Below are 22,444 nucleotides of genomic sequence, written 5' to 3' on the forward strand. Positions count from 1 at the left end.
TTAATCAGGCTGGAAGCTGGGAGCTGGAAGAAGTAAGTTATTCAGGTTATAAAGAACAGTTTTTCCCATATTTTCATCTTTTTTAAACAATGATGATATTAAATTTATGGTAACCATCTATAGATAATGGGACTGAAAATAACTTCCAGCCTCCCTCTTCCAGCTTCCAATAATCTAAATCTTAATTTCCTTAACCCGAACTCAGGTTAAATATTATTTTCCAAGTACAAAAACTGCAGGAATTTTATGAAGTTCAGGCTTTTGTTTTTGCCAGTCTTTAATGGTTTTTGTTTTAATAAATTCATGCTCTGCATCATTGATATTAGCAGCAATACAAAGTTTAGTATTGGGAGGCAGAAACTTCGTCAGGTCCTCAAAAAGCTGGTTATTTCTGTAAGGAGTTTCCATAAAAATTTGTGAATATCCTGTTTTCTGAACAAGGTTTTCCAAATGCAGAATTTGTTTTTTCTTTTCGCCCTTATCTATCGGTAGATACCCATGAAAAGTAAATTCCTGTCCATTAAATCCACTGGAAATTAATGCTAAAATAATGGAAGATGGCCCTGAAATAGGAATAACCCTAATGTCTTTTTCATGACACCATTTTACGATCAAATTCCCAGGATCAGCAATACAAGGTAGCCCAGCTTCTGAAAGTAACCCAAAATCCTGTCCTTTCAACATCAATTGTTGAGCCTCCTTAATATCTGCATTCTCTGTATATTTATCCAACAAAAACAGCTTCAAATCTGCCTGTTTTTTTTCAGGAGCAAAAAATTTGATCACCTTTCTTGCTGTTTTTTCATTTTCTACAAAGAAATAATCAGTTTGCATGATATAATCTTTTATAACAGGAGAAAAATGAGTGATAGCCGTATTTTCTGATAAATAAGCAGGAAGTAAAAAAAGCATAAAATAAAAATTATGGATTATACATTATGAATTGGATCGTTTCAGTTGGTCTATTATTGCATCACAACCTTTATCCAACAATTGAAAAACATTTTCAAAGTCTTTCATATCACCCCAATACGGGTCTGGAACCTCAGCATTTTTATGATCCCCAATAGCTTCTAAAAATAATGAAATCTTCTGACGTTCTTTCTCATTTTTAGATTTGGAAACCACATCTTCAAACACATCAATATCCATACAATAAATCTTATCGAAAATTTCGAAGTCTTTTGTGGTGATGGGCCTAGATCTTTGTTGGGAAATATCAATACCATGATTTGCAGCAGCCTTAATGGCTCTTTTATCGGGATGCTCTCCTTCATGTAAAGAAATTGTACCCGCAGAATCCACTAAAAAATCCGTTGGAACCTTCGCCTTCATAATTCCTTCTGCCAAAGAGCTTCTGCATATATTTCCTAAGCAGACCATCAATATTTTCATATTTTTTTATTTAAAAATTGAAAGATTAAAACCTTTTTATTCACCGATGTAGATTGTGATCTAATAACAAAACTAAATAAAAAATGAAGAATAAAAACTATTCTCCACTTTTCTTATTTCAACTAAACTATTATTTCTTAGCTTTTGATTCTTTCTGTAAGGTCTTTTACATACTTCTTGACTTCTTTATCAATTTTTGATACATCTTTGATGGTGTCGCAAGCATACATTACAGTAGAGTGATCTTTACCTCCCATTTCTTCTCCAATTTTAGAGAAGGTAGCATTGGTAAGTTCTTTTGAAAAATACATGGCCAATTGTCTTGGAAGTGCAATTTCTCTTTTTCTTGTTTTTGATAAAAGCTGTTCTTTTTTAATTCCAAAATAATCACATACCACATCCTGAATATAAGGGATATTGATGATTTTTTTCTGGTTGGCAGCAATCTTGTTGATGGTTTCTTTCAACAATTCCAAGCTTAGATCTGTCTTATAGATCGTAGAGTATGCAATTACAGAGTTGATAATTCCGATCAGCTCTCTTACATTGGTTTTAGCCTCAGAAGCAAGGAACTCAAGCATATCATCTGGAAGAACAATTCCGTCTCTGCTTAATTTATTCTCGATAATTCTTTTACGAGTTGTTAAATCCGGAGATTTAATTTCCGCAGAAAGTCCCCATTTAAAACGGGAAACAATCCTGTCCTGAATATCCATAATATCTGCCGGCGCTTTATCTGAAGTAAGGATGATTTGTTTTCCATTTTGATGTAAATGATCAAAGATATGGAAGAAGCTATCCTGAGTTGCCGATTTTCCTGATAAGAACTGAATATCATCGATAATCAATACATCTACCATTTGATAGAAATTGGCAAACTCTGTTTGTTTATGTGCTTTTGCCGCAGAAATAAACTGCTGGATAAATTTTTCTGAAGATAAATACAAAACTACTTTGTCCGGAAACTGATTCTTTACTTCAAGACCAACAGCCTGCCCTAAGTGTGTTTTTCCAACTCCATAACCACCATATAAAAACAATGGGTTAAAAGCAGTTGCTCCAGGCCTTTTTGCAATTGATCTGGCTACCGTAGCAGCAAATTTATTACTCTCTCCTTCTACGTAATTATCAAAAGAGAAATCAGCCTTCAAATTGGAATCAATATTTACTTTTTTGATTCCGGGAACTACAAACGGGTTTACAATATTAGAAGAGAAACCTTGCGGCATTGTTTCCTGTACTTTTGGAGTAGGAACACTCTTCCCTTTCATATTCATGGTAACAGGTTTTTCCAGTCCGCTTGGTCTGTTTTCCATTACTGAGTACCATAATTTCACTCCTTTTCCAATATTCTTTTTCAGGGCTGCTGAAAGAAGTGATAAGTAGTTATCTTCTATATATTCCTTGTAGAAATCACTAGGAACCATCAAGGTCAAATTGTTATCAACCAAAGAGAATGGTTGTACTTTATCAAACAATAAATCGAAAGATTTTTCAAGCTTTTTTAAATCAGAATTATCCTCAGCTGCGTTTAGATTATCACGCATAAACTGAAGACACCTCTGCCATATCATCATTAAATTTTCATCCATATTTAGCCCCGATTAATTGTTTGTTAGTACTGTTTTTTTGAAGGAAGACAAAGGTCCAATTTTTTCTTTTTAAAAAAAAATATTGCAGGTATTGATTATTTAAAAATATATTTGTATGCATAATTTAGAACCTAAAATGATACACACAACACACTCAATACGAGTACGTTACGGAGAGACTGATCCCATGAAATATGTATACTACGGAAACTATGCCGAGTACTTCGAAATTGGAAGAGTTGAGCTCTTCCGAAGCATAGGAATGTCATACGATGAAATTGAAAACCAAGGAATTTGGCTCCCTGTTTCCGAGTATAAAATCAAATATATCCGACCTGCTTTGTATGATCAAAAATTGGAAATCCATACTTACGTCAAAAAAATTCCGGGAGTAAGAATTGAATTTGAATATGAAATTTACAATGAAGAGCATACTAAAATCACCGAAGCTTCCACTACTCTTTTCTTTCTGGACGCAAAAACAAATAAAGTCATTAAATGTCCGGATTTTTTAATGGAACTTATTGAGGCGAATTGGAAATAAGCAACAGGATCAGATTTTAGAGACTAGAAATATGAGACCAGATAACTAGCGATCAACAACTTTAAACCTTGAACTTTAAACTTTAATTCGCACCTTTGTACCTTTATTATAACAACACCTTATATATTACTATTTATGAAGATTGCATTTTTGGGGCCTCACGCCAGTTTTACTCAGCTTGCGACAGCACAACTTTTTCCCAAGGAAGAGCTTTTACCACAAGCAAGTATTCTGGACTGTTTTAACGCGGTGGAAAATGGAGAAGCAGTAAAAGCAGTAGTGCCTTTAGAAAACTCTATTGAAGGGACTGTTTCTATGACGCTGGATTATTTATACAAAACCCCTTCCATTAAAATTGAAGCTGAAGCGGTAATGCCCATCGCACATCACCTGATGATCCATCCTGAGAATCAGGTAGAAAATATCGAAAGAATATATTCACACCCTCAAGCTTTAGCACAAAGCTTCCACTCTTTGGATACTCATTATAAAGGAATTCCAAGACAGGATTTTTCTTCCACAGCTGCAGCTGCAAAATTTGTTTCGGAGAATAAGGATATGAAAATTGCAGCAGTAGCCAATCAATATGCTGCCAATTTATATGGGTTAAAGATTGTAAATCGCAACATCCAGGATTTTGAACAAAACCATACCCGATTTATTATTATATCAAAACATCAGGATAGATATCAGAACGATAGTCTTGAAACGTTAAGTGAAAAGTCCGGCATGCTGATTACAATGCCTGAAGATCATCCGGGAGGGCTACATCAGGTATTGTCTGTGTTTGCATGGAGAAAGATGAATCTTAGTAAAATTGAATCCAGAACGCTTAAAACCGGGCTGGGAAATTATTTCTTCTTCATCAATGTTGTGGGTCCTTGGGAAGAAATACTTCACGGAAATGCATTAAAAGAGCTTGAATCCATCAACGCTGAAGTTGATTTTTTAGGAAACTATAAAGAATTTCTTTTGGAAAGTTAAAATATTACCTAAAAAAAACAAAAAACAAAAATAAAAGCCACCATTTTCCCTATTTCTAATAACAGTCAATAAAAAACGTTCGCTTATAAAATATTAATATTTTACATTTAATGGTTTCATTTACATATTAATGAAACCATTATTTAATTGTTTTGTAAAAAAGATAAATATTTTTTACAAAATTTCTAAAAATCAGACACATTTAAGCTAATAGTAAATCACTGAGATAATTCAAAAAAAAGTGAGTAATTATGTATTTTTGCATAAATTAAAATTAGCTCAATGAAAAAAACTTTACTATTAGTTTGCGTTCTTATTTTTACAATTAAATATGCACAAGTTGGGATTTCAACAAATGATCCTAAAGCAACTCTCGATGTAAATGGTAATGCTATGATAAGGCAGGCTCCTCAGACCAATACATTATCAGGATATCAATTTTTGCTTCTTAATCAAAACAACTCGGAAATATCACAAATAAGTACAAGCAACATAAACTTTTCGGATTCTGTAAACCCATCTATTTATTCTGCAAAAAAAAGTAGTGGAATCAATCTTTTAGATTTAGGACTTTTCCCATCAGGGTTTAGACCAATTAATTTTACAACAGCAGAAAAAATAACAGGTGACTCTGCATTGTTCTCAGATTCGGATAGCTCTTATCAGGTCCCATCAGACGGAATATATCTCATCAGCTATACATTTCGCTATGGTACAGGCTTACAAGCATCTTTACTGGCAAATACACCCGGTATTGGTATTGTTAGAACAAGAAATGATATTGCAACGTTAATAGATAATCGTAATTTTAGTGGTGTTAATTTATCCATAATACTCAGTTTAACAATATCTGAAACCTCCTTAAATTCATTGTATAACTTACAAAAAAATGATAAAGTTACCTTTGGTCTTACAGGGGCCGGTCTTCTCAATCTAGGTGTATTGGATTCCAGTGTATCTTCATTTTATATTTTAAAAATATCTAATTAGAAATTTCATTAGAATATTAACCTACTAGTTAATTTTTCTTTATCAAAATTTATGGAAGAAGTAATTCGCAAAAACATACTAAAAGAACCCGAATCCATCAACGCTGAAATTGACCTTTTAGCAAACTACAAAAAATTCTTTTCGAAAAGTTAAATATTAGCATCATATACATTATCGCTTACACTGCCGTCATGGCAGTGTTTTTTTGCTTTACACATGGGCATTTTATACATTATTCTTACAAATAATAAAACAATATTTAATATTGAATAATTATTATACTACATAAGCTAACAAAGACATTGAAATATTTTTTTATTAAAAATATTTCAATAAAAAGAGATTTACTATTATTTTTTATTACATTTGCCATATTAAGATTTTAAACATTATTAAACAGTAATAATATTATGCGATAATTAAACGCAAAATATAAACATATGTTTAAAAATATTACACAATATTAATATTAAAAATAAAAAATTTATAATAGAAAGCATAATTTTTGCTATCTTTATAATCTGAAACTAATTAAAAACTTTGATCATGAAAACTAAAATCTACGGCTTTATTTTAGCATGTGCAGCTTTACCTTTGTTTTCTCAAGTTGGAATTAACACTCCAAATCCCTCAGCTACTTTGGATGTTAATGGAACACTAAAAGTACGTGACACCCCAGCTGCCGCAGCTTTACCGGGTTATCAAATTCTTGCCCTTAATATGGGAAGCGATCAGGTATTCACAGTTGATCCTCAAATTATATTTAAAGGAGCCAATACTAATACGACCCTCTACGCAGCTAAAAAAACAGCTGGAATAAGCCTCTTAAGCCTTGGACTTTTCCCTTCAGGATTTAGAGCTGTTAATTTCTTAGCAGCAGAAAGAACAATAGGCTCCGGCAGTTTATTTTCAGATACAGACAACACTTATACCATCCCTTCTGACGGAGTGTATGCAATAGGATTTACCTTCCGTTACGGAACAGGTCTGCAAGCTTCAATATTAGCCAACTCACCCGGAGTAGGAATCGTAAGAACAAGAGGAGGTGTAGCAACTACCATTGATAGCCGTGCATTCAGTGGAGCTAACCTTATCCTTTTAAGCTTAACAATTTCTGAAAGTTCGCTTAACTCGATTTATTCGTTCCAGGCAGGGGATAAAGTTTCATTTGGACTTGTAGGATCGACAGCTTTAGATGTAGGATTATTAGGATCCAGTGTTGCATCATTCTACATCTACAAAATATCAGAATAGTAAAAACATATTGTTAGTTATCTATATCATTAATCCATCACATGTATTGTGGTGGATTAATTTTTTAATGGTATTTCTTATATTTGATAAAAACTAAAAAATGAATGAACTTCTTATTATCATATTACTCGTTGTCATCGCACTCATTTTCAATAATTTAAACAATAAAATTAAAAAACTTGAAAAAGAAGTTTCGGATCTTAATGCTAAAATCAGCCCTAATACAACAGAAACTACAGTAAAACAACAAGAAAGTTCATCACAAAAAATTACAATTTCTGAACAAGTTCCCTCCAATGAAAATCAGGAGAGAAATCTCCAACAAAAAAGAAACAATGAAGAACTTCCAATACCCGAACAAAAAGACTGGCTCAGTCCTGTATTTGAATTTTTAAAACAAAATATTCTCACCATCATTGGTATTTTCACATTAGTTCTCGGAATAGGTTACTTTGTAAAATATGCCATTGATAAAAACTGGATTGGTGAAACAGCAAGGGCAGGTATAGGATTTTGTACAGGAGCTACTATTATTCTCATAGGACATTTTCTTAGAAAAAACTATGCAACATTTTCTTCAATTATAACAGGTGGCGGTGTTGCCGTCCTATACTTTACAGCAACCATAGCTTTTCGGGAGTACCATCTCTTTTCTCAGAATACAGCTTTTATTATTACAATTTTAATCACTTTAGGATCTATCCTTCTCTCCTATTATTATAAGAGTGAAATATTAATGATCTTTTCATTATTGGGAGGTTTCTCTGCTCCTTTGATGATCAGTACAGGACAAAGCAATTATCCTTTTTTATTCATCTACCTTACTCTTTTAAATATAGGAATGCTGGCAATAACATTTCTTAAACAATGGAAAAGTGTGGGATGGACAGCTTATATTTTAACTACTCTTTATTTATTTTATTTATTTTCTTGGACAATTGATAAGCCTGAATTTCTAAGTGTTGTATTTTACATCATCAGTTATATTATTTTCTACATTTTTGCTTTACAGAATTATATCAGAAAAAATACAGTTTACACTCCGGATATATTAATGCTGGCGTTCATCAATTTCTCAAGTGTTACAGGACTTGTGTATACTTTCCATGAAATAAAATATGAACCCGTTATTGTTTTCCCTATTACTTTCGCTCTTGTTAATATGTTGTTTTTATTGAGAGAATATGGAAGAAAAGATTTCGGAACTTCTTTTTCCGTCTTTGCCGGGATAACAGTTAGCTTAATCACCATAGCCATAGCCATTCAGTGTAAAGCTCATCTTATTACCAGCATTTGGGCAGTAGAAGCCACTTTACTTCTTTTCATCTGGAAAAAAACAGGCCACAAAATTTTCAAAACCTGTTTCTACCTTCTTTTCCCGTTGGTAGTTATAGCTCAAATTTTCACCTGGACTGAATATTTCAATGCCAAGCAACTCAGCATTGTATTCAATCCTATATTCCTGACAAGTTTAGTGACTATTATTTCTATTATAATTAGTTTATATTTATTAAAAAACAATCAGGGAGCAACAACACAAAAGCAAGGGAGCTTTTTCGAAGATTCTATTCCCCTTATCGGATATGGAGTGATCTACGTTGCAATTCTCCTGGAGATCACCTATCATATTTCAGAAATGCCCTGGTCGGCAATTACTAATATTGGGATATTATTTACTTTATTCTATATCTTTATATTATTACTTTTTAAAAAACAACAAAACATTGGTAAAGATCTTGAAACAAGGCTAATCTATATTTTTCTTTTGCTATTGGTAGTTAATGCATCCGCTTCCACTTCAGCAGTCGTTACAAGTATTCTATCGAAAGAACTTAGTATCGGATTTTATTTCTGGCACCTGCTTCAGTGGCTTCCTTTTATATATGTATGCTTCGGAATAATCCCTTCATCTGATTTTCATAAAACAAAAATATCTTACTGGATTATTTCTTCAGTTTTTACTATTATGGTAAGCTGTGACTTATACCACTCTTATGTATTAGCCTATGCTCCGGACTTAATTCATTCATATGTAACAGAAGACCATTTCATCTCTCTTTATCTTCCTATTGTATGGACCATTCTTGCCAGCTTCTTTATTTACATTGGATTAAAAAGAAATATTCAGGAATACAATAAAATTGGATTTGCTCTCATTGGTATTATGGTCTTAAAACTTTACAGCTATGATGTATGGCAAATGGATAATATTTCCAGAATCAGCGCATTTATTGTTTTGGGATTAATTTTATTATTGAGCTCTTTTACTTTTCAACGCCTGAAGAATATTATTAAGAATATGGTTGATAAGAAAGACAAAAACAAAGAGGATTTGGAGGTATAATTTGAACAAATCTTTTTATTTATAAATAAAATGTAAAACATTTTGAAATTTTATTCACATTTTATAAAAAATAACTATATTTATCACGTTTTTAACAGCTATACATTCTGACTATGAAAAAATTACTCTACTCTTTTTTAATACTGTCATCTGCAACGTTATTTGCACAACAAAATTCTTCTGTAAAGTTTGCTGTTGCCAATAATATCATTGGAACAGTAGGTATGTTCAACCTAAGAAAAGATATTGTACAAAGTTCTAAAGCGTACACTACAGCAAATCTTCCTGCAAGTTTGAAAAAATACAGCTCTGTTTTTACAAATGGAGTTACTGAGTATAAAATTAAAACAGGTTATGAGGGTTTAGATAGGGTATCATTAGCTAATCTTAACGGACAAAATGATATTCCTGCAGACAATCCGGTTTTCATTGAAGGCTATGAATTTACTGATACCAATACAATGATCTACGGAGACATTCTTGGTAAAACGGAAGTTAAAGATCATAACGGTAAGAAAACCTTATTTATTTCTGCCTCCAGATAATAAAAAAATATAAAAAAGGATACTTCTAAACAGTATCCTTTTTATTTTAATATTTATTATTCCACTTTTTCTTAAGTTCCTCGTAAATTTTCTTTTCTGTAGCATTATTTCCGGGCTCATACAGTTTTACTTCCTTAATCTCCGCCGGAAGAAAATCCTGATCCACAAAATTATCTTCATAGGAGTGAGCGTATTTATACTCCTTACCATAATCCATATCTTTCATTAATTTTGTAGGAGCATTTCTTAAGTGAAGAGGTACCGGCAAATTCCCGGTTTGTTTTACTAAGGCTAATGCTTCATTAATAGCCATATATGCAGAATTGCTTTTAGGGGAAACAGCCAAATAGATAGCCGTTTCACTAAGTATAATCCTAGCTTCCGGATTTCCTATCACATTCACAGCCTGAAAACAATTATTGGCAATCGTTAATGCATTAGGATTTGCAAGACCAATATCTTCTGCAGCCAGGATAAGCATTCGTCTTGCTATAAATTTGATATCCTCTCCCCCGGCAATCATTCTTGCCAGCCAATAGACAGCTCCATTAGGATCACTACCCCGCATCGATTTAATAAAGGCGGAAATAATATCATAATGCTGCTCTCCATTTTTATCATAGAGCGCCATAGTTTCCTGAAGAACTTCCAGAACATCAGCATTAATAATCTCTTCCAGATTTGAATTTTTATATTGGTTGAGAACTAATTCTACAGAATTAATCAGTTTTCTGGCATCTCCCCCCGAATATTGAATAAATGCTTCTTTTTCTAAAATTTTAAAATGAGTTCCTTCATCTTTATTATACCTTTCAGAAGCAATATCAATTAGTTCTTCGAGTTTTTCATAGCTCAACGCTTTTAAAACATAAACCTGGCTTCGTGAAAGTAAAGCCGAAACCACTTCAAAACTGGGATTTTCTGTAGTCGCCCCGATTAAAACAATCCATCCCTTTTCTACAGCATGCAACAATGAATCTTGTTGAGACTTATTAAAACGATGAATTTCATCGATAAATAGAATGGGTGATTTTCCTGAAAACAGATTTTGTTTTTTAGCATCATCAATCACATCCCTAACATCTTTAACTCCTGAAGAAACCGCTGAAAGCTTATAAAACTTCCTACCCGATTGTTCGGAGATAATTTCTGCGAGAGTTGTCTTCCCTGTACCCGGAGGCCCCCAAAAAATCAGGGAATTCAAGGTATTATTCTCGATCATTTTTCGGATCGTCCCTTTTTCGCCGGTAAGATGTTCCTGCCCCAATACTTCGTCCAGGGTTTTAGGTCTTAATTTTTCGGCTAATGGAATATTTTGATTCAAGATAATTTTATTTTTAAAGATAAATACTTTAGATTTCAGCGTCCTGAAACTTATAACAAAATTAAACTAATTTTCATTTTTTTACCCTATTTTTGCATTGTTTTGAAACTTACATTCAATAAAATCATTACATTTCCGTTGGTAATTTTGATAAAATTTTACCAGTGGTTTATTTCGCCATTACTTCCCAAAAATTGCCGCTACGAACCTACTTGCTCACATTATATGATAGAGTCTCTTCAGATTCATGGTATATTTAAAGGTTTTTGGTTAGGATTCAAAAGGATTTTAAGATGCCATCCATGGGGAGGAAGTGGTTACGATCCTGTTCCACCAAAACATAAAAATCAGTAAACAAACTATTAAATAAAATAGAACATGAGTAATATTTTTTTCAGAGTTTACCTCGTAATATTTGCATTGGTTACCCAATGTCTTTTTGCACAGCAATATCCCGAAGGTTTATCTGACGGAACTTTAAAAGTAAACGGGAATAATGTTCCGGTAAAAATCTATTCCACTACAGAAATAGGTGATCTTAATGCTTTTCCGGATAAAGAAACCGACAATAACAATCTTTTGGTAATCCTGAATGAGTCTAACTTTGAGCCGGCTTATTTTAACTATGGAGCAACAACATTGACTAAATTCAAGGATTCTAAATACCAGTTGTTCGATAAAGATTTTAAATTAATTGATGCTGCAGTTACTAAAGATAATATTACAAAGTTTAAATATGCCGTAAAATCTACTAAACCTATTACAGCTTCTGATAAAGTGGAACTTGATACTCTTTTTAAAATCTGGGATCCGTCAAAAGGTCTAAAATTAGGTCCTATTACGCTGCATTTCTACAGTCTAATGTTTGTATTTGCCTTTGGTTTCGGTTATATTTTAATGACCAGAATTTTCAAAATCGACAATGTTAACCAAAAGTATTTAGAGCCTCTTTTCACCTGGACATTGATCGGAACGATCCTTGGAGCAAGATTAGGACATGTTATTTTTTACCAACCGGAACTTTTCAAAGAAGATTTCTGGAGTGTATTTTTACCCATCAGCACAAAAAACGGTTTAAAGTTTACAGGGTTTTCAGGGCTGGCCAGTCATGGCGCTACCATTGCTCTAATTTTCACAACTCTTTATTACTCTTTTAAAATCATCAAAAAGAATCCACTTTGGGTATACGACAGATTAGGTATTGTCATTGCTTTAGGTGGTGCATTTGTAAGAATGGGGAATTTCTTCAATTCTGAAATTATAGGAAAACCGGCAGATCCGAATTCTCCGTTTGCCTTACTTTTCCCTCAACAAAGCAGTGAATACGGACCTACTGTTCCTCGTTACCCAAGCCAACTGTTTGAAGCTATAGGATATGTTGCCCTTTTCGTTTTATTATGGATTTTATACAGAAAAACCAATAAAAAATATCAGCAGGGATGGTTATTTGGACTATTCTTTATTATTCTTTGGGCTATCAGATTCTTCGTTGAATTCCTTAAAGAACCACAGGGAGATGAATTTATTCAGATAGGAAGCCTAAATACAGGACAGGTTCTTTCTATTCCTTTTATGATTGCAGGTGTTGTTATCATGCTGGTTTCAAAGAAATTCAAAATTACTGAGGAAGAAAATGAAAAACCTGAATAATTTCTGGTAAAACAAGCTAGAATTTAACCATATAAAAAGGCAAATTTGTATACTACAGATTTGCCTTTTTCTTTTTCTAAACTTCCTTACCTCATTACAACTCCTTTATCGTATTCCGATTTAATTCTTTAAAAACCTCTCCAAATTCATTAATTACATCTGTAGGAAGCATTGCCTCTTTTGAATATTTCTCAGCAGCAAAATCTGCTGCTTTTCCATGTAGCCAAACTCCAAGAATACAGGTTTCTTTTTCAGAATATCCTTGAGCTAAAAGTGACACCAGAATTCCTGTCAAAACATCTCCACTTCCTCCTTTTGCCAACCCTGCATTACCCGTTATATTATAAAAAACATCTCCCTGAGGTGTAACAACTTGAGTATGATGATCTTTCAATATAATATAAATATCCAGTTCTTTCGCTTTCGCTTTTGCCAATTCTAATCTTTTAAAAGAGTTAGCCGTATTTCCAAATAACCTTTCAAATTCTTTTGGATGTGGAGTAATAATGGTCTTTGAGGGAATCAATCGGAGAGCTTCCTGGTCTGCGGCAATAATATTTAAAGCATCCGCATCGAGAATTAATGGATGTGAATAGGTTTTCAAAAATTCTAAAAAGTTTTTCCCTGTATCAGAATGAGTACCAAGCCCCGGACCTATGCCACATACCATGTCATTATCAACGACAAAATTATTTACATATTCCCCACCTCCTTTTATAAACATTGCTTCAGGGCACGAAGTCTGTATTATTTCATAACCACATTCGGGAGCCATTGTAAAAGTTAACCCTGCTCCGATCTTCAAAGCTGATCGAGTAGCCAATATTGCAGCTCCTATTTTTCCATAACTCCCTCCAATGATCAGCGATTTCCCATAACTTCCTTTGTGGGAAAACTCTTGTCTGGGATTAAAAATAGACTCCACCATTTTGTCATCTATTACAAAATTATGAGTTTCCGATGTCTCAGCATATTCCGGATGCAGATGAATATCTAATATTTCCACTTTTCCTGTAAACCGTCCTGTTTCCGGATGAAGGAAGCTTCTTTTCCAGCACTGAAAGCTCAACGTATAATCAGTTTTTAAAATAGTTGCATTCTCCTTAGGCAGACCGTCTGCAGGGAGTCCGGAAGGAATATCTATTGCGATCTTATAATTCTTTTTTTTGTTCAACTGCTCAACAAGAATTTCATATTCTCCCTCCAGATTCCCGGATAACCCTGTTCCAAAAAGAGCATCAATAATAATTGTTTTATCATCGAAATTATATTGATCAATCTCGTTAAACCTCCTTATTGATACCCCTGAAACATCACGAAGCCTTTTGAGATTCACAGAAGCATCTTCTGAGAACTTTCCTTTTGGATCGTTTACAAATACATCAACATCAAAGCCTTTTATATATAACATTCTTGCAATGGCTAATCCATCGCCGCCATTATTCCCGTTACCACAAAAAACAAACAATTTTTTATGAATTTTACAGTTTTCGCTAATCCAGTGACACACCTTCATTGAAGCTCTTTCCATAAGTTGGGTAGAAGAGATCGGTTCATTTAAAATGGTAAACTGGTCCCAATTGCGTATTTGTTCTGCTGTGAAGACTTTCATAAGGGTAGATCAAACTTTTAAGCAAATTACAAAAGATTTTTCATTACTATGGCGGCCTGATAACAAAAATACCATGTCATCATGAATGAGATAACGGATAAGAATAAAGCCTCTATTTTCAATAATCAAGAATATCATAAATTCCTGTGTATTTTCCTCTTTTTGGAATAAAAAACTATAAAAAGTACTGTTTTTTACATTTTTAAATCATATTTTTGTGTATATACTAATTAAAAAAAATATAAATTATGGGATTTGTCAAAGAATTTAAAGAGTTTGCCTTTAAAGGTAATGTAATGGACTTAGCTGTCGGTGTCATCATCGGTGCAGCATTTGGTAAAATTGTTTCGTCCTTAGTAGAAGATGTAATCACTCCTCTATTACTAAACCCTGCATTGAAAGCTGCTGGTGCTGAAAATATTTCCAAGCTTTCCTGGAATGGTGTAGCGTATGGAAACTTTATCTCTGCAGTAATCAGCTTCCTATGTATCGCAATGGTTCTTTTCTGGATCATTAAAGGTGCTAATAAAATCACTAAGAAGGAAGCTCCGGCTCCTGCAGGTCCTACAGAAGATCAAAAATTATTGACAGAAATCAGAGACCTTTTGAAAAACAAAAATATATAATAACTTAAGTGTTTAACAATTTATATACTGAAAAGCACCTCAATATTGAGGTGCTTTTACTATTTATTTTATTTCTATGAGTATTAGTGAATCTGTAAAATACTGGCAATCTGCTCCGCTAGAGAAAGCCCTATCCTGTCCTGAGCCTCAAGTGTGGAAGCTCCGGTGTGAGGTGTAAGAGAAATTTTAGCATGATTAAGAATTTTCTTAGACGGCGTAGGTTCATTAATGAAAACATCTAAACCGGCAAACTTCACTTTACCGGAGTCTAATGCTTCAATTAAAGCCACTTCATCAATTACTCCTCCTCTGGAACAGTTAACAATAGCCACTCCGTCTTTCATCATTTCAAATTCATTCTTGCCAATCATATATCCGTCTTTCTGTGCAGGAACATGTAAAGTAATAAAATCAGAATGCTTTAAAACATCTTGTAATGATTCTGTTTCAATATCCACATTGATAAACTGATTGTTATAGAATTTAACTTTAATGCTAGCCCTTCCAACATTGTTATCTGCAGCAATCACTCTCATGCCAAGTCCCAAAGCAATTCTCGCGACTTCCTGCCCGATTCTTCCCATACCGATAATCCCGATAGTTTTCCCTCTCAGTTCTATACCGGCAGCATAAGCTTTTTTAAGTCCTGCAAATTCAGTATCTCCTACTAAAGGCATTTTTCTGTTGGAATCCTGAAGAAATCTGGCACCCGAAAACAAATGGGCAAAAACAAGTTCAGCAACAGATTCCGATGAAGCTGCAGGGGTATTGATTACATGAATCCCTTTTTCTCTTGCATAATCTACATCGATATTATCCATTCCTACACCTCCTCTTCCAATAATTTCGATTGAGGGGCATCCGTCAATAATATCCTTTCTTACCTGTGTTGCACTTCTTACCAATAAAGTACGGATTTTGTGCTCATTAATGTAATCAACTAAAAACTCCTGTGGAACTTTTGTTGTAATCACCTCAAAACCTTTCTCTGTTAATGCATCAATTCCAGATTGGTCCAGGCCGTCGTTTGCTAAAACTTTCATAAATACAGCTATATTTAAAATTAAAAAAGATTCGAAAATTAAAGGGCTCCATTTAATCTTCAAATCTTTATATTATATTTTTATTCTTCGTCTTCTTTGAATACTTCAATCGTTACTTGTTTCTCCACCAAGTCAGTAAATCGCCCTTTATATCTTGTAGCTCTTACCAGGTGGTTATCTATCCAGTGATAATTTCCCCCTCTTGGTTTTCCACAGAGCACACTATGATACTTAAAGCCGTGTTTATCCAGCCAATCGATTGTAATTTGCTTCAGATTTTCGGTTCTTGAAGTGAAAAAACAGATCTGATGCCCTTCATCGTACCATTTGTTGATCGTCTCCAGTGCATCAGGATAAGGTTCACAGGTAGCCATTCTTTCCGGCTCTTCATTCGGAACATCATCTGTAATGGTTCCGTCTATGTCTATTAAGTAATTTTTTACTCCATCCTTTAGAATAGGACTGATGTGTTCTATATATTCTAATTCCATCAATGAAACATTAAGTAACAAAGTTAGCGTTTTTACAACTACAAGACCTATTAATCTTGGTTTATGTTGAAATTTTACTATAAAAACTGCTATTCAACGTATAATGTAAATATTATTTAACTATTTTACACATTCTAATTAAAATTTTTCGTTTTGAATTTCAAATTAGCGAAGAAAACTAAAAGAGTAAAAACTACAAAAGCACAATGTTCATCGAAAAATTTCCAAAATACATTTATTACGCTTACATTTGTAGAAATGGAAGAATTAGTAGTTTTAGTAAATCCTGAAGATAAAGTTTTGGGTTTGATGGAAAAGCAGCAGGCTCATGTTAACGGCTTATTACATCGTGCTTTTTCTGTATTTCTATTTAACAGCAAAGGCGAAATGCTTCTTCAAAAAAGAGCTTCAGGAAAATATCATTCTCCCAACCAGTGGACCAATGCTGTATGCTCACACCCAAGAGAAGGAGAAACTTATCTTTCCGGTGCAAGACGCAGACTTAAAGAAGAGCTGGGTATTGAAACAGAACTTTCAGAAAAATTCAGCTTTATTTACAAAGCAGATGTAGGTGGTGGTCTTTGGGAACATGAACTCGATCATGTATTCATAGGAAATTATGAATCCGATTTTAATTTAAATAAAGAAGAGGTAGAAGAAGTACGATTTATTTCCCTTGCTGACTTGGATAAAGAAATAGCCGAAACTCCGGAAAACTTCACGGAATGGTTTAAAATTATCCTTGAAGAATACAAACACCATTTTTAACGATGAAAAGAATATTTCTTGTAACCACTTTTTTAACGGGATGTCTTTTTTTTGCTCAAAAGGCACAGGTATATGATAGCCCGAATTACTCAATCAACATTCCGGAAGGTTGGAAATCTACCAACGACAACGATATTGTCAATATTTTCCCTACCAGTGAAATTGGAGCAATTACTATTTCAGAATATCATGACCTTGCTCTTCCAAAGGAGGAAATGAAAAAATTCATTTTAGCCCTTTACAAATCACAGGATGACGAAAATAAGATAAAAGAGAGCAAAAGCAAAAAAGGATACACCGAGTATTTTTACGAATACTTTGATACAAAAGAAAAACTATTCTGGATTACCAGAGCTTTTCAAAAAGACAAAAGTCTTTATCTGGTTAGCATCAATTGTGGCCAAAAGTTCTGGAACGGAAATTATATGACTCTTTTCAACGAGACTTTTAACAGTTTTAAAATAAAGAAATAAAAAGTAAATATGAAGAAAACAGCCTTGTACGACAAACATGTTTCTTTGGGAGCTAAGATCGTACCTTTCGCAGGTTTTGAAATGCCTGTACAATATTCAGGAGTAACAGAAGAGCATTTTGCTGTAAGAGAAAAAGCAGGATTATTTGATGTTTCCCACATGGGACAATTTTTCATTGAGGGTCCCGGATCAAAAGATCTTTTACAATTGGTAACTACCAATAATGTTGATGCTCTTGAAAATGGAAAAGCTCAATATTCATGTCTTCCTAACGAAAATGGAGGTATTGTAGATGACCTTATCGTTTACAAAATGGAAGATGATAAATATTTTGTAGTAGTAAATGCTTCCAATATTGAAAAAGACTGGAATCATATTTCAAAATATAATTCTTTCGGAGCTAAAATGACCAATGCTTCTGATGAGATGTCATTATTAGCTGTTCAAGGACCAAAAGCTACTGAAATTCTTCAAAAACTTACTGATGTAAACCTTTCTGAAATACCTTACTATCATTTTACTGTAGGAAGTGTAGCAGGAGAAAATGATGTGATCATTTCCAATACAGGATACACAGGAAGTGGAGGTTTTGAGATCTATTTCAACAACGGAAGTGCCGAAAAACTTTGGAATGCTGTAATGGAAGCCGGTACAGAAGAAGGAATCATCCCTTGCGGATTGGCCGCCAGAGATACTTTAAGATTAGAAAAAGGATTCTGCCTTTACGGAAATGATATAGATGACACGACTTCTCCTATCGAAGCAGGTTTAGGATGGATTACAAAATTCGATAAAGATTTTGTTTCTAAAGCTACTTTCGCAAAACAAAAAGAAGAAGGCGTTGGAAGAAAGCTGGTTGGCTTTGAATTGACAGACAAAGGAGTTCCAAGACACGATTACCCTGTGGTAGATGCTGAAGGAAATGTAATCGGAAAAGTAACTTCCGGAACTCAGTCACCAATGAAGAAAATCGGTTTAGGTCTTGCATATGTAGATAAGCCTCACTTCAAATTAGGTTCTGAAATCTTCATACAGGTAAGAAACAAAAATATTCCTGCAAAAGTGGTGAAAGCTCCTTTTGTTTAATGAAAAAATAATCATAAAACAACCCTGTAGAAATCTCTGCAGGGTTATTTTTTTTATAGAAGTGAGAATTTGAGTAATTACACGTACTTAAAAAGCTTTCTTAAACTGGTTTAAGATTTTCCCGAAAGTCACTATTTATTTTTGTACGGCAAATAAAAGTATAAAAAAACACTTTTAAAGCCCAACATGAAAATAAAGAAATCTATAATGAAAATCAAAAGTTTACACTATTTTTCAGGACTGACAATTTCAATATTTGTCGGACTTCATCTCTTCAATCATCTATGCAGTATTTTTAGTATTGACCAACATCTTGAAATGATGAAGGTATTCAGGAAAATATATCGTAATACGGCCTGTGAAAGTCTGTTACTCCTTACTGTTATTATCCAAATCATTTCAGGCCTCAGCCTTTTCAGAAACCTGCGAAAAACGGCGACTGGTAATTTTGAAAAGCTTCAGATCTGGTCCGGATTATATTTAGCATTCTTTCTCATCATTCATGTATCAGCAGTATTAATGGGTAGGTTTTATCTGCATTTGGATACTAATTTTTATTTTGGTGCTGCAGGAATCAATACATTTCCAATCAATTTATTTTTCATTCCTTATTATACCCTCGCCATTTTCTCCTTTTTCGGACATATAGCAGCCATTCACTACAAAAAAATGCAAACCACCTTTTTATCACTTTCCCCTGCTAAGCAATCTAAAGGCATTCTAATCACAGGTTTTTTGGTAATAATTCTCATTTTTTATGGTTTTACTAACCATTTTAAAGGTGTTCAAATTCCCAAAGCATACAAGATTTTGGTTGGAAGGTAACTAGAACTTAAAATGGAACTGCTTGGAACCATTAATTGCTTCACGCAGTTTATATCATATAATATTGTAAATTAATTCACTCTAAAGAAATAAAAACCGCAGAAATTCTGCGGTTTTTTATTAGTAAGCTTTTAATTAAATATCAAATTATTTATTATCTCCTTCTCCCTCCCTCCATCTTCTCATCTGAACTCTGTGAGCCGGGGTTTCTTCTATTCCGCCAGCCAGCGCATTTAAGATTTTATCCCAAAGATTTTTTCTTAGATTGAGATTCTTTTATTTCATTGTAAACGACCAGGCAAGGCATTCACGTTCGTACTTACATGCCTCATCATCCGGGTAATTCCAAGGAATAATTATTAACGATACACTAAAATATTCCTTATAATTTTAGCTCCATAATATCTTCTTTCAGAATCTGAAAAATAAAACTTATTTCTTTGATTATTAAAACTCACTGTCTTATAAGGCAATTCTGCTTCCCAAGTGATCAACATTTTAACCTCATTCACAATAGGATAATTGATATCGGAAAATCTGAATAAAGATTTTGTAACCAGCGTACTATCCATTGAACTCGGAACACTCCAAATGGTTCGTGGTTGTATTTTATCCATCTTTGACAGTAAATAAGAAAAACTCTTCCCTGCATATTCTTTCTTATTTGCTTCAAATGTTTTTAAGTATTGAAGAGTATCTATTACATCGTTAGCCTTAACAACCTTTGTCACTCTTTTATTTTGAGCACTACAATGAATGTTCAAAAGACAAAACACAATGATTAAAATATTAATATTCAATTATTTGACTTATAAAAAGTGGTTTCAAGAATTATTTTACTCCAAAAAGTTCCTGTAAAGCTTCTACATTCTTCTTATCATTTCCTACAAAAATTTCATTATCTGTAAGAAAGACAGGACGCTTCAGAAAGGTATAATGATCCAGCAGTAATTCTTTAAAATCCTTCTCTGTTAAAGACTTCACATCCAAACCTCTCAATTTAATCTGAGTAGATTTTTTACTGAATAAAGCTTCGTATGATTTGGTTTTCTTATACATTTCGGCCAATTCTTCTTTAGTAATAGGCTCTTTTTTGATTTCTCGAAGTTCCCATCCGGTAAGGTCAAATTGTGCTAAAATTTTTCTACAGGTATCACATGTGTTAAGGTGAAATACTTTCTTCATTATGGTCTCTATTTATTTGTTAAAATCTCTTTCATTATGATTTCGTCTTTCAAAAGTAGGATTTAATCTAAAACTTTGGAAATTATTAAATAACTTTATTCAAATTTTATAAAGATGGAGAACAAACCTATTACTTTTCAGTTCATTTCGGAACCTTCAGATGTCAATTACGGAGGAAATGTGCATGGTGGAAGTGTCATGAAATGGATTGACCAGGCGGGTTATGCCTGTGCTACTACCTGGAGCGGAAATTATTCTGTAACAGTTTATGTAGGCGGGATCCGGTTTTATGAGCCTATTAAAATCGGGGAAGTGGTAAAAGTAGATGCACAGGTTATCTATACAGGAACTTCCAGTATGCATATTGCCATCAATGTTTTTTCAAGAAATCTGAAACAGCCTACTTTTGACAAGAAAACCCATTGTATCATTGTATTCGTTGCAGTAGATGAAAATGGCAAAAAACTTCCCGTTCCTAAATGGATACCGGAAACTGAAGAAGAAAAACAACAGGAAATATATGCCAAACGCCTAATGGAATTGCGTACCCAGATTGAAGACGAGATGAAACCTTTTCTATAGGGGAGTTAGAGTTGGAGAGTCTGAGAGTTTTAGGGTGATACCTCGTGATTGAAGAAATCAATTTTAGAGCGAAGGAACAAAACCATATATACTTCTTATTATATTGCACACTAAATCAAGATTAACTAATTTAGTATCAACCCATTTCAAGTATAATATGAAAAATATCCTTATAATGACAGCCATTCTGTTGATGGTATTTCTTCAGGCACAAACGCATAGGTTTATTTATGAACTACAATACAAGATGGATTCTACAGACCCTCATCTTGAAAAGTTGAATATGGTATTGGACATCGGTCCCAAAGAAGTAAAGTTTTACGGACAAAATCTAGCCATTACAGATTCCTTAAATCAAAAATTCGGGATGGATTCTGACTATACCGACATGTCCGGACAGGTAGTAAAAAGAAAAATCAATTCTTTTGATAATGAAAACTACATCAATATCAAACAGGGATATTATTCTTTTAAAACCACCGATAAAATCAGTTGGACCATTTCTGGGGAAACTAAAAAGGTAAATCAATATACCCTACAAAAAGCAAGTACAAATTTTGGAGGCAGAAGCTGGACAGCCTGGTTTTGTAAAGATATTCCTTTTAATGAGGGACCATTTAAATTTCGGGGACTTCCGGGACTTATCTTCGAGTTGTCGGATGCTAAGAAAAACTTCATTTATAATCTTGTAAAAAGCCAGAAACTTCCGGAAAGCTATTCCACTGAAAACTTTGTAGAATCCAACTTTGGAAATAAAGCTGTTCCCATCAATGAAAAACAAAAATATAAATTGGTCATGGAATTTTACAACGATCCATTTGCTTTTGAAAGAAACAATTTCAGTAAAACCGATAATAACTTAAAAATCAATATCAATGGAAAGGAAATTCATAATGTTGACGAATTGAATACTCAGACTAAAAATATGCAGGAAGTCATCAGAAGATACAACAACCCTCTTGAAATTGATAAGGCAATGCACTATCCTCAATAATATAAACACAATAGGTTTTGGCTAAAGCCAATGGAATATTTAAAAATGTATTAGGGCGGGCTTCCTTCGTCTACGCTTAGGATCATAACCCACCTCTATTGATGTAGCCAAGCAAATATTGAAATTTAACGACAAGA

24 protein-coding genes are annotated in these 22,444 nt (G+C 33.6%); 15 read left to right on the top strand and 9 right to left on the bottom strand.

The window, feature by feature from the left end:
- Positions 1 to 213: 213 nt before the first annotated feature.
- The 3 genes from CW752_RS14220 to dnaA form a co-directional block, all read right to left on the bottom strand.
- A complete protein-coding gene (locus tag CW752_RS14220) occupies positions 214 to 912 on the bottom strand; it encodes an SAM-dependent methyltransferase (protein ID WP_101240364.1) in 699 nt (232 codons plus the stop codon).
- A 24-nt stretch (positions 913 to 936) separates the two neighbouring features.
- On the bottom strand, positions 937 to 1,395 hold the full coding sequence (locus CW752_RS14225; RefSeq protein ID WP_101240365.1) for a low molecular weight protein-tyrosine-phosphatase: 459 nt from the start codon (positions 1,393 to 1,395) through the stop codon (positions 937 to 939).
- 137 nt (positions 1,396 to 1,532) lie between these two features.
- Positions 1,533 to 2,987 (bottom strand): chromosomal replication initiator protein DnaA, encoded by a 1,455-nt coding sequence (gene dnaA / locus CW752_RS14230; RefSeq protein WP_101240366.1) that lies wholly within the window; start codon positions 2,985 to 2,987, stop codon positions 1,533 to 1,535.
- A gap of 136 nt (positions 2,988 to 3,123) precedes the next feature.
- Here dnaA and CW752_RS14235 point away from each other — a divergent pair, with 136 nt between their 5' ends.
- The 6 genes from CW752_RS14235 (at position 3,124) to CW752_RS14260 (ending at position 9,648) form a co-directional block, all read left to right on the top strand.
- Positions 3,124 to 3,531: an acyl-CoA thioesterase gene (locus tag CW752_RS14235; protein WP_101240414.1), complete on the top strand. Its 408-nt coding sequence runs from the start codon at positions 3,124 to 3,126 to the stop codon at positions 3,529 to 3,531.
- 135 nt (positions 3,532 to 3,666) lie between these two features.
- Positions 3,667 to 4,515 carry a prephenate dehydratase gene (gene pheA, locus CW752_RS14240; protein WP_101240367.1) on the top strand — a complete coding sequence of 283 codons (849 nt, stop codon included), beginning with the start codon at positions 3,667 to 3,669 and terminating at the stop codon, positions 4,513 to 4,515.
- Between the two features lie 282 nt (positions 4,516 to 4,797).
- The gene (locus CW752_RS14245) at positions 4,798 to 5,505 is read left to right on the top strand and encodes a hypothetical protein (protein WP_101240368.1); all 708 of its coding nucleotides are present in this window, start codon (positions 4,798 to 4,800) and stop codon (positions 5,503 to 5,505) included.
- Positions 5,506 to 6,051: 546 nt separating this feature from the next.
- Positions 6,052 to 6,759, top strand: a complete 708-nt coding sequence (locus CW752_RS14250; RefSeq protein ID WP_101240369.1) for a hypothetical protein — start codon at positions 6,052 to 6,054, stop codon at positions 6,757 to 6,759.
- Between the two features lie 100 nt (positions 6,760 to 6,859).
- Positions 6,860 to 9,103, top strand: coding sequence for a DUF2339 domain-containing protein (locus tag CW752_RS14255; RefSeq protein WP_101240370.1), 2,244 nt, complete (start codon positions 6,860 to 6,862; stop codon positions 9,101 to 9,103).
- Between the two features lie 113 nt (positions 9,104 to 9,216).
- Entirely contained in the window at positions 9,217 to 9,648 is a 432-nt protein-coding gene (locus CW752_RS14260) for a hypothetical protein (RefSeq protein WP_101240371.1), read from the top strand.
- A 46-nt stretch (positions 9,649 to 9,694) separates the two neighbouring features.
- Here CW752_RS14260 and CW752_RS14265 read toward each other — a convergent pair whose 3' ends face one another.
- The gene (locus tag CW752_RS14265) at positions 9,695 to 10,972 is read right to left on the bottom strand and encodes a replication-associated recombination protein A (RefSeq protein ID WP_101240372.1); all 1,278 of its coding nucleotides are present in this window, start codon (positions 10,970 to 10,972) and stop codon (positions 9,695 to 9,697) included.
- Positions 10,973 to 11,074: 102 nt separating this feature from the next.
- Between CW752_RS14265 and yidD the strand changes: the two genes are divergently transcribed.
- On the top strand, positions 11,075 to 11,326 hold the full coding sequence (gene yidD, locus CW752_RS14270; protein ID WP_185117637.1) for a membrane protein insertion efficiency factor YidD: 252 nt from the start codon (positions 11,075 to 11,077) through the stop codon (positions 11,324 to 11,326).
- 423 nt (positions 11,327 to 11,749) lie between these two features.
- Positions 11,750 to 12,622, top strand: coding sequence for a prolipoprotein diacylglyceryl transferase (lgt, locus tag CW752_RS14275; protein WP_101240416.1), 873 nt, complete (start codon positions 11,750 to 11,752; stop codon positions 12,620 to 12,622).
- Between the two features lie 94 nt (positions 12,623 to 12,716).
- Here the strand turns inward: lgt and CW752_RS14280 are convergent, their stop codons facing one another.
- Entirely contained in the window at positions 12,717 to 14,234 is a 1,518-nt protein-coding gene (locus CW752_RS14280; protein ID WP_101240373.1) for an NAD(P)H-hydrate dehydratase, read from the bottom strand.
- A gap of 248 nt (positions 14,235 to 14,482) precedes the next feature.
- Between CW752_RS14280 and mscL the strand changes: the two genes are divergently transcribed.
- Positions 14,483 to 14,860, top strand: a complete 378-nt coding sequence (gene mscL / locus CW752_RS14285; RefSeq protein ID WP_101240374.1) for a large conductance mechanosensitive channel protein MscL — start codon at positions 14,483 to 14,485, stop codon at positions 14,858 to 14,860.
- 83 nt (positions 14,861 to 14,943) lie between these two features.
- On the opposite strand, the gene CW752_RS14290 is transcribed toward mscL, so the two are convergent.
- A complete protein-coding gene (locus CW752_RS14290) occupies positions 14,944 to 15,903 on the bottom strand; it encodes a D-2-hydroxyacid dehydrogenase (protein ID WP_101240375.1) in 960 nt (319 codons plus the stop codon).
- A gap of 80 nt (positions 15,904 to 15,983) precedes the next feature.
- Positions 15,984 to 16,394, bottom strand: coding sequence for a phosphoheptose isomerase (locus CW752_RS14295; RefSeq protein ID WP_101240376.1), 411 nt, complete (start codon positions 16,392 to 16,394; stop codon positions 15,984 to 15,986).
- Between the two features lie 258 nt (positions 16,395 to 16,652).
- On the opposite strand from CW752_RS14295, the gene idi reads away from it, so the two are divergent.
- From idi to CW752_RS14315, 4 genes are all read left to right on the top strand, one after another.
- Positions 16,653 to 17,162 (top strand): isopentenyl-diphosphate Delta-isomerase, encoded by a 510-nt coding sequence (gene idi / locus CW752_RS14300; protein ID WP_101240417.1) that lies wholly within the window; start codon positions 16,653 to 16,655, stop codon positions 17,160 to 17,162.
- 2 nt (positions 17,163 to 17,164) lie between these two features.
- Positions 17,165 to 17,635 (top strand): hypothetical protein, encoded by a 471-nt coding sequence (locus CW752_RS14305; protein ID WP_101240377.1) that lies wholly within the window; start codon positions 17,165 to 17,167, stop codon positions 17,633 to 17,635.
- 9 nt (positions 17,636 to 17,644) lie between these two features.
- Positions 17,645 to 18,721: a glycine cleavage system aminomethyltransferase GcvT gene (gene gcvT / locus CW752_RS14310; protein ID WP_101240378.1), complete on the top strand. Its 1,077-nt coding sequence runs from the start codon at positions 17,645 to 17,647 to the stop codon at positions 18,719 to 18,721.
- 207 nt (positions 18,722 to 18,928) lie between these two features.
- A complete protein-coding gene (locus tag CW752_RS14315; protein ID WP_101240379.1) occupies positions 18,929 to 19,546 on the top strand; it encodes a hypothetical protein in 618 nt (205 codons plus the stop codon).
- 359 nt (positions 19,547 to 19,905) lie between these two features.
- Here the strand turns inward: CW752_RS14315 and CW752_RS14320 are convergent, their stop codons facing one another.
- Both CW752_RS14320 and CW752_RS14325 read right to left on the bottom strand, forming a co-directional pair.
- A complete protein-coding gene (locus CW752_RS14320) occupies positions 19,906 to 20,277 on the bottom strand; it encodes a hypothetical protein (protein WP_101240380.1) in 372 nt (123 codons plus the stop codon).
- A gap of 100 nt (positions 20,278 to 20,377) precedes the next feature.
- Positions 20,378 to 20,731 carry an arsenate reductase family protein gene (locus CW752_RS14325; protein WP_101240381.1) on the bottom strand — a complete coding sequence of 118 codons (354 nt, stop codon included), beginning with the start codon at positions 20,729 to 20,731 and terminating at the stop codon, positions 20,378 to 20,380.
- Between the two features lie 114 nt (positions 20,732 to 20,845).
- Between CW752_RS14325 and CW752_RS14330 the strand changes: the two genes are divergently transcribed.
- Together CW752_RS14330 and CW752_RS14335 are read left to right on the top strand one after the other, a co-directional pair.
- Entirely contained in the window at positions 20,846 to 21,313 is a 468-nt protein-coding gene (locus CW752_RS14330) for an acyl-CoA thioesterase (RefSeq protein ID WP_101240382.1), read from the top strand.
- A 157-nt stretch (positions 21,314 to 21,470) separates the two neighbouring features.
- Complete coding sequence (locus CW752_RS14335; protein ID WP_101240383.1) at positions 21,471 to 22,307, top strand: GLPGLI family protein; 837 nt, start codon at positions 21,471 to 21,473, stop codon at positions 22,305 to 22,307.
- Positions 22,308 to 22,444 lie beyond the last annotated feature (137 nt).

The sequence above is a fragment of the Chryseobacterium sp. PMSZPI genome (genome assembly GCF_002835665.1).
In the GTDB taxonomy this organism is placed as follows: Bacteria; Bacteroidota; Bacteroidia; order Flavobacteriales; family Weeksellaceae; genus Chryseobacterium.

Coding starts and splice junctions, on each gene's coding strand:
- CW752_RS14220 (WP_101240364.1), bottom strand. CDS start 912: ATGCTTTTTTTACTTCCTGCTTATTTATCAGAAAATACGGCTATCACT.
- CW752_RS14225 (WP_101240365.1), bottom strand. CDS start 1,395: ATGAAAATATTGATGGTCTGCTTAGGAAATATATGCAGAAGCTCTTTG.
- dnaA (WP_101240366.1), bottom strand. CDS start 2,987: ATGGATGAAAATTTAATGATGATATGGCAGAGGTGTCTTCAGTTTATG.
- CW752_RS14235 (WP_101240414.1), top strand. CDS start 3,124: ATGATACACACAACACACTCAATACGAGTACGTTACGGAGAGACTGAT.
- pheA (WP_101240367.1), top strand. CDS start 3,667: ATGAAGATTGCATTTTTGGGGCCTCACGCCAGTTTTACTCAGCTTGCG.
- CW752_RS14245 (WP_101240368.1), top strand. CDS start 4,798: ATGAAAAAAACTTTACTATTAGTTTGCGTTCTTATTTTTACAATTAAA.
- CW752_RS14250 (WP_101240369.1), top strand. CDS start 6,052: ATGAAAACTAAAATCTACGGCTTTATTTTAGCATGTGCAGCTTTACCT.
- CW752_RS14255 (WP_101240370.1), top strand. CDS start 6,860: ATGAATGAACTTCTTATTATCATATTACTCGTTGTCATCGCACTCATT.
- CW752_RS14260 (WP_101240371.1), top strand. CDS start 9,217: ATGAAAAAATTACTCTACTCTTTTTTAATACTGTCATCTGCAACGTTA.
- CW752_RS14280 (WP_101240373.1), bottom strand. CDS start 14,234: ATGAAAGTCTTCACAGCAGAACAAATACGCAATTGGGACCAGTTTACC.
- mscL (WP_101240374.1), top strand. CDS start 14,483: ATGGGATTTGTCAAAGAATTTAAAGAGTTTGCCTTTAAAGGTAATGTA.
- CW752_RS14290 (WP_101240375.1), bottom strand. CDS start 15,903: ATGAAAGTTTTAGCAAACGACGGCCTGGACCAATCTGGAATTGATGCA.
- CW752_RS14295 (WP_101240376.1), bottom strand. CDS start 16,394: ATGGAATTAGAATATATAGAACACATCAGTCCTATTCTAAAGGATGGA.
- idi (WP_101240417.1), top strand. CDS start 16,653: ATGGAAGAATTAGTAGTTTTAGTAAATCCTGAAGATAAAGTTTTGGGT.
- CW752_RS14305 (WP_101240377.1), top strand. CDS start 17,165: ATGAAAAGAATATTTCTTGTAACCACTTTTTTAACGGGATGTCTTTTT.
- gcvT (WP_101240378.1), top strand. CDS start 17,645: ATGAAGAAAACAGCCTTGTACGACAAACATGTTTCTTTGGGAGCTAAG.
- CW752_RS14315 (WP_101240379.1), top strand. CDS start 18,929: ATGAAAATCAAAAGTTTACACTATTTTTCAGGACTGACAATTTCAATA.
- CW752_RS14325 (WP_101240381.1), bottom strand. CDS start 20,731: ATGAAGAAAGTATTTCACCTTAACACATGTGATACCTGTAGAAAAATT.
- CW752_RS14330 (WP_101240382.1), top strand. CDS start 20,846: ATGGAGAACAAACCTATTACTTTTCAGTTCATTTCGGAACCTTCAGAT.
- CW752_RS14335 (WP_101240383.1), top strand. CDS start 21,471: ATGAAAAATATCCTTATAATGACAGCCATTCTGTTGATGGTATTTCTT.